Consider the following 6,376-nt stretch of genomic DNA (forward strand, 5'->3'; position numbering starts at 1 on the left):
TGAAATTTCATGTTGTGGCGGATATCCCGTTGAACAAAGCACTGCAATACATTTGCTAACAATAGCTCAGAAAGGAAGTAATCAATGAAAGACATAATTCTTGAGATTCTAAAAATTGTCGCGCCAGTTTCGGTGGCACTCATCGTTTTTTCCCAGGGCCTTGGAATTGCGCCGGGACGGGTTGCGGCGTATTTCCGCGAACAGCCAGGCTTAATGTTGCGATCACTATTGGCAACCTTGGTGCTGGTCCCGCTTGCCGCCATCGGATTGATCCTTTTGCTCAAGCCTTCGCCGGGCGTTGCAATTGGGCTGGCGATTCTGGTGGCGTGTCCACCGGCACCATTAATGCTGAAAGCGGCCACCAAAAAAGGCGGTGGCAGCGCGGAATTTATGGCTAGCCTGCATCTGAGCTTGGCGCTGTTAGCCTTCGTCACGGTACCGGCAATGCTCTACATGTTGTCAATGCTGCTGAATTTTAAATCGCAGGTCGATCTAGGCGTAATGGCGTGGATTCTTGCACGAACTATTCTTATTCCGGTGGCATTGGGCTTGGCTATTCGAGGCTTTTTTCCTTCAGCTGCTGATCGGTTAGCACCGGTTATCGGCAAAATTGGCACTGTTGGTATCATTGTGGTGGCTGTTGCTGCAATTGCGGCACTTTACCCGGCATTGTTGAATATGGATGCATGGTCTTATTTCGTGATTGCAGTGGTCAGCTTGGCGGGTTTGACGATCGGTCATTTCTTCGGTCCGGCTGATGCAAGTGAGAAAACCGTTCTTGCGGTTGAATGCGGCGTGCGACATCCTGTATTGGCCCTCACCATTGCAGCAAGCAATTACAGCCCGCAGCAGGCCTTGCCGGTAATGGTGCCATGCATAATCAGTTTTATTCTCATTGCCATGCTGTACATGACATGGCGCGGCAAACAAGCATCAAGAGGACCGGCATAATGCACAGCAATCAAGCAGATTTAAGCACCACTACCCAGAATAGCGAGCCGTTAACCGCCAATCAATTGGCCGAGGTCCGCACTGATTTAGCAACCGATAGAACCGTCATGGCAGCAGATCGCTCATTGATGGCTTGGGTCAGAACCGGTCTTTCAATGATCAGTTTCGGCTTTACCATTTATAAACTTCTTGAGGGTTTTCAGGAAAGCGGCAAAGTTCATCCAGATGGCTTAAGTCCAAAAAATGTTGGATTATTGCTGATTGGGCTTGGTTCGCTATCAATCATCACGGGAACTATTGAGTATTGGCAGCGACTTGGTGGATTACGAGGCAACCAACCCGTTAGTCGCTTAACTCCATCTTTTGTTATGGCTTTAGTTTGGTCGATACTTGGTGTCGCTGCATTCATCGGCATTCTGGCAAGGCTGATCTGAAATGAATATTGATTCCAACTTAATCATTATCACTGCTCCTGCGGCCCTGCTATTTATACTGATTTTTCTATATGGCAAGCATATTCATGTATTGCGATTATTCACCGATAATCATTGCAGTATCGAGTCGTTTACTACCGGAATGTCAATTGCATATGTCTTTATGCACATGATGCCCGAATTACATGAAGCTCGCGAGATTATTTCAGAATCAGAATCACTTGCAACCCCTTTTGATGGCATGCTGGTTTATTACTTAGCGTTGATTGGTTTTATAGCATTTCTAGGCAATGAAAGGCTGCGTTCGCATCTGTCTAAATTCGATGATGCCCTTATCAACAGTGGCAGCGAAATGACGCTAAGCAAATCCTTCCTCGTGCATATAGCGGGTCTTGTTATCTATATTGGCTTAATGTCATATTTGCTGGTCCGTTCAACGGAGTCTTCAATCACAGGTATCGCCTTATTTGCTTTTGTCTTTGGCGGGCATTTTCTTGTCATGGCGCACGGTTTAATCAAAGAACATGCGCTGGGTTACCAACGCTATGGCCGCTGGATTTTGGCATTTGGAGTTTTTCTGGGCTGGCTAATTGGCGTGCTGACTATCCTTCCGGAAAACAGCCTGGCAATGCTAACTGCGTTTCTTGCAGGTGGCGTGATTATGATTAATAGCATGATGGAATTGTCTGCCAATAAAGAGGGGCGCTTCGCTTGGTTTGCAGTAGGCGGCTTGCTGTATGGATTATTGTTGTTATCATTCATATAATCATCCGCAACTTTCCTGATAATCGATGCTTATGCTGAGCTGGCTATCAAGCTATCGCCGAGATTCGCTACGTGCTGATAGTGTCGCTGGCATGACAACAGCGGCTGTGGTTATACCGAAGGCAATGGCGTGCGCCGTTATTGCTGGGCTTCCCGTTGAAGTAGGGATTTATACGGCGCTTGCCGCCATGTTGGTTTACCCTGTGCTGGGTGGTTCGCGTGCGCTGAGTGTCAGCAGTACCTCAGCGATTGCCATGTTGACGGCATCGGCGGTTATTGCTGATATGGCAGGAGCGTCGGGCGCAGGCCCGGTTGTGATAGCAGCAACCTTGGCGTTTCTGGTTGGAGGCATACTTCTGTTGGCACGCCTGTTCCGATTAGGTTTCTTGGCAAATTTTATTTCAAAACCTGTTCTTGTCGGGTTCACCGCAGGGGTTGGTGTGGTCATCATCATCGGCCAATTGAAATCGGTGCTCGGGGTAAGTATTGCTAGCCATAACACGGTGGGTATTTTGCGCGAACTGCCCATCCACTTAGGCAATGTGCATGGTCTGACCATGCTTGTTGGCATCGTCGGAATCATGCTGCTGGTTGTGATGCATCGTAGGCATTCCAGGTTGCCTGCGCCGCTTGTTTGGATGGCGCTGGCCATTGCTGCCTCTATGCAGTTCGGCCTTGGCGATCGTGGGCTCAAGCTGATTGGCGAGGTACCTGCGGGCTTGCCGGCGTTGGTGCTTCCGGTCTGGAACCTCATGCCATCGCTGTTGCCGGCGGCGCTGGGTATTGCGTTGATGTCGTTCACTGAATCGATTGCAGCTGCGCGTACTTTTTGGCGGAGCGATGACCCGCCGATTAAGCCGAATCAGGAGATGTTTGCCATCGGCGCTGCAAATATAGCCGCGGCGATGGTCGGAGGCATACCGGCAGGTGGCGGCACATCACAAACAGCAGTTGCCGAACAGGCCGGCACCCGCAGTCAAATGGCACAATGGATTGGCGCCATTACGGTTCTGTTATCGCTGCTTATAGTGTCGGAAATGATCGGCTTCTTGCCCGAGTCGGCGTTGGCGGCATTGGTTATTGTGGTCTCAGCAGGGATGATCAAGCCATCAGAGTTCAAGGCCATTGCACAGGTTAAGCGCGTTGAATGGGTATGGGCCTTAGTTACATTCGCCGGGGTATTGCTAATTGGCACGCTTGAGGGAATTTTTATTGCAGTAGTTGTTTCGATGCTGACATTGCTGTATCAGGCTAATCATCCTCCGGTCTATGAACTTGCCTACAACAGGTCCAAGGAGGTATTCCGCCGGATTGGTGAGAACGATTCCGATGAAGCCATTGCCGGCCTATTAATGCTTCGTACCGAAGGTCGGCTGACCTTTGCCAATGCCGCCAATGTGCAAGCTAAAATGCATGATCTTGTTGATAAATCTAAAGCATCCGTTATTCTACTTGAATGCAGTGCCATTCCCGATATTGAGTATACAGCGCTGCTAATGCTAATCGATGCCGAGGAAAAACTGCAGAAGCGCGGTGTTTATTTATGCTTAGTGGCACTGAATCCAGATTTATTGAAAACCATTAGCCGGTCGCCCTTGGGTGAGAAATTAGGAAACAAACGCATGTTCATCAGCCTCAATAAAGCAGTAGATGCCTTCGAGCGCGGATTAATGCAGCTGGGTTAAGGGCAGATCTTAAAAATGCGCCAACTCAATGTCTTCAGAGCGATGCGATAAAATTGCTTATTCTTATCAAGAACAAGAGTGCTAATCACATGAGGAATCTATGAATGAGCTAAATGCGAAGAGTGCTGCAGAGCGCAAAGACTCCGCCAATGACTTCTCTTTGGTTCTGGGAGGCCCATTGTTTCAACTGATGCGGCGTGCACGTCTTGCCGATGATGATATGCGCTTGTTATTAAGGCGTCTGATTATTCTGCCGTTATTAGCTTGGGTGCCCTTGCTGATATTGTCTGCACTTGAAGGAAAGCTTCAAGGTGGTACGGCATTGCCATTTTTATTAGATATTGAAGTACATATTCGATTTCTAATTGCCATGCCGTTACTTATTTTAGCAGAGCTGTATGTGCATGATCGGTTGCGGTTAATCCTGAGTAGCTTCTTGCGAAGAGATTTAGTTCCTGAGCAGGATATGGAAAAATTTAGAGCCGCTGTTGCTTCGGCGCTCAAAATGCGTAATTCAATCAGTGCCGAAATATGTTTAATAATATTGGTTTATCTGGTGGGAATTCTAATCGTTTGGAAGCATTTCATTGGTCTAGAGGGCGAGGCATGGTATGCAACGTTTCAAAATGGCACACGAACACTGAATTTTGCCGGTTATTGGTTTGTCCTATTTAGCCTGCCATTCTTCCAGTTTCTGTTAATCCGTTGGTATTACCGTTTATTCATATGGATTCGTTTTTTATGGCAAGTTTCACGAATTCAATTGCGGCTGGTTGCTTCCCACCCGGATCGTTTCGGCGGACTTGGATTTGTGACTCATAGCATATATGCCTTCACCTTCCTGGCGGCGGCTCATGGCGCATTATTATCGGCCTTGATATCAAATCGCATATTTTTCAGCGGTGCATCTTTGACAGATTTTAAGATTGAAATTGCAATCATGCTTGGATTTGTACTGATGTTATTTGTCGCACCACTTTTTCTGTTTTCGAACCAGCTTTCTGCTGCAAAACGAATCGGTAGGCTTGAATACGGTGATTTGGCGCACAAATATGTCCGTCAATACGACAGCAAATGGTTGCGTGGCGGCGCATCAGCCGATGAGCCATTTATTGGCAGTGCTGATATACAATCGCTCGCAGACTTAGGTAATGGCTACGAAGTAGTCGATACCATGCGGTTTATACCCATTAGCAAAGACTCATTATTGCAATTGATAGGCTGGACATTGCTGCCTCTGCTGCCCTTGGTTTTTACATTAATGCCATTGGATGAGCTGTTAAGAAAACTGGTCAATATTCTTTTATGAGCCTGGTTCTCAGGCATTAGAGAACAATAACAAGCCGAAGTACAGCTGCTGCCCTGATAATGCAGCTGCTTTCTCAAATGCCGCGCCCGGTCAATTTGGCGCGGATTCGGCTAGGTGAGTCACCGAACCAGCGGTGCGCAGCACGGGTGAAACTGCTCTGGTCGGAAAAGCCGAGCAGATGCGCGACATCGGACAGTGAAATATTTTCATTACCGAGATAGCGATTAGCCAGATTGTGACGGACATCGTCCAGAATTTCGTGATATGTCCGGCCTTCATTCTGCAGTCGGCGCTGCAAGGTGCGTGAGCTGATCCCCATCTTTTCCGCAATAGCATCACGCGTCGGTTCGCCATGGATAAGGCTTTGGACAATGTATTGGTTGACCATTAAAGTGTTGTGCGCAGTACCGAGCTGAGCTATGCGTTGTTCTGCAGCCTGATCATGCAGGATCGCCATCTGCGCATTGGCACTCAATAATGGCCGTGCGACATCCGCTTCGGAAAAGCTCAGCGCTAAATGTGGCGCACTGAAATCCGGAAGCCTACCGAAGGCTTCGCTATAAAGAGTGGCTTCGGCAGGCCTAGCATGCATGAACTCGATTCGGCTGGGAACCAGGCTCGGACCGGCAATCCAGCGCAGGAACTGGAGGGTGCTGAGCAGAACGAACTCATGGTTCTGTCGCTGGATATCGATGATGCCCGGCATTAAATTGAGGGTCAGGCAATAACCGTATTCGTTTCGGCACAGGCCAGCATTGGAAGCCGAAGTCAGTGCGCCGATGTAACGAACGGCGCGCTCGAGTGCCGCCAGGAGGTTGGGGCTGCTCATCATCGCATAACCGGTCGCATCCATTGAGGAGGGCCGGAAGCTCTGTGCGGCTTTCAGGCCGATGGCGTCGTCTCTGGATTCGTCAACCGCCAACTCCCAGAGCCGGACAATTTCATTGGCCAAAATACCGGATTCTACGGCCCCGAACAATGCTGGATCGATGCCGGCCTTTAGGGCCAAACCCATACCGTCGAGCCCGAGGCCATCCAGCGCATCGACGATATTCCGGACCCAGATTACCGAGGTCATCGGCGTGGCCCGGATAGCATTCTTTATTTTTTTAGCCACTTTAATTCAATTCCATATCGGTCAAGATACTGGCACCCCTGTCCCAGAAGTCAAAAACCTGTCCATTACTGTAAAGATAGCCTAAAATGCCGAGGCTATGATGAATGGTTGATAT

6 protein-coding genes are annotated in these 6,376 nt (G+C 48.8%); 5 read left to right on the forward strand and 1 reads right to left on the reverse strand.

The window, feature by feature from the left end:
• The first annotated feature begins 84 nt into the window (after positions 1–84).
• The 5 genes from ACIQ0Q_RS05350 (at position 85) to ACIQ0Q_RS05370 (ending at position 5,144) form a co-directional block, all read left to right on the forward strand.
• Complete coding sequence (locus ACIQ0Q_RS05350; RefSeq protein ID WP_395771917.1) at positions 85–951, forward strand: bile acid:sodium symporter family protein; 867 nt, start codon at positions 85–87, stop codon at positions 949–951.
• Positions 951–1,385, forward strand: a complete 435-nt coding sequence (locus tag ACIQ0Q_RS05355) for a YidH family protein (RefSeq protein WP_395771918.1) — start codon at positions 951–953, stop codon at positions 1,383–1,385. Before ACIQ0Q_RS05350 ends, ACIQ0Q_RS05355 begins: the two co-directional genes overlap by 1 nt.
• Position 1,386: 1 nt before the next feature.
• Positions 1,387–2,151: a hypothetical protein gene (locus ACIQ0Q_RS05360; RefSeq protein ID WP_395771919.1), complete on the forward strand. Its 765-nt coding sequence runs from the start codon at positions 1,387–1,389 to the stop codon at positions 2,149–2,151.
• A 25-nt stretch (positions 2,152–2,176) separates the two neighbouring features.
• Complete coding sequence (locus tag ACIQ0Q_RS05365) at positions 2,177–3,835, forward strand: SulP family inorganic anion transporter (protein WP_395771920.1); 1,659 nt, start codon at positions 2,177–2,179, stop codon at positions 3,833–3,835.
• Positions 3,836–3,935: 100 nt separating this feature from the next.
• Positions 3,936–5,144 (forward strand): hypothetical protein, encoded by a 1,209-nt coding sequence (locus ACIQ0Q_RS05370; protein WP_395771921.1) that lies wholly within the window; start codon positions 3,936–3,938, stop codon positions 5,142–5,144.
• A gap of 73 nt (positions 5,145–5,217) precedes the next feature.
• Here the strand turns inward: ACIQ0Q_RS05370 and ACIQ0Q_RS05375 are convergent, their stop codons facing one another.
• Positions 5,218–6,261, reverse strand: coding sequence for an AraC family transcriptional regulator (locus ACIQ0Q_RS05375; RefSeq protein ID WP_395771922.1), 1,044 nt, complete (start codon positions 6,259–6,261; stop codon positions 5,218–5,220).
• Positions 6,262–6,376 lie beyond the last annotated feature (115 nt).

It is taken from the genome of Arenimonas sp. (assembly GCF_044348765.1).
In the GTDB taxonomy this organism is placed as follows: Bacteria; Pseudomonadota; Gammaproteobacteria; order Xanthomonadales; family Xanthomonadaceae; genus Arenimonas.

What these genes read in the sequence shown, in the direction of transcription:
- ACIQ0Q_RS05350 (WP_395771917.1), top strand. Translation starts at nt 85, where the DNA reads ATGAAAGACATAATTCTTGAGATTCTAAAAATTGTCGCGCCAGTTTCG.
- ACIQ0Q_RS05355 (WP_395771918.1), top strand. Translation starts at nt 951, where the DNA reads ATGCACAGCAATCAAGCAGATTTAAGCACCACTACCCAGAATAGCGAG.
- ACIQ0Q_RS05360 (WP_395771919.1), top strand. Translation starts at nt 1,387, where the DNA reads ATGAATATTGATTCCAACTTAATCATTATCACTGCTCCTGCGGCCCTG.
- ACIQ0Q_RS05365 (WP_395771920.1), top strand. Translation starts at nt 2,177, where the DNA reads ATGCTTATGCTGAGCTGGCTATCAAGCTATCGCCGAGATTCGCTACGT.
- ACIQ0Q_RS05370 (WP_395771921.1), top strand. Translation starts at nt 3,936, where the DNA reads ATGAATGAGCTAAATGCGAAGAGTGCTGCAGAGCGCAAAGACTCCGCC.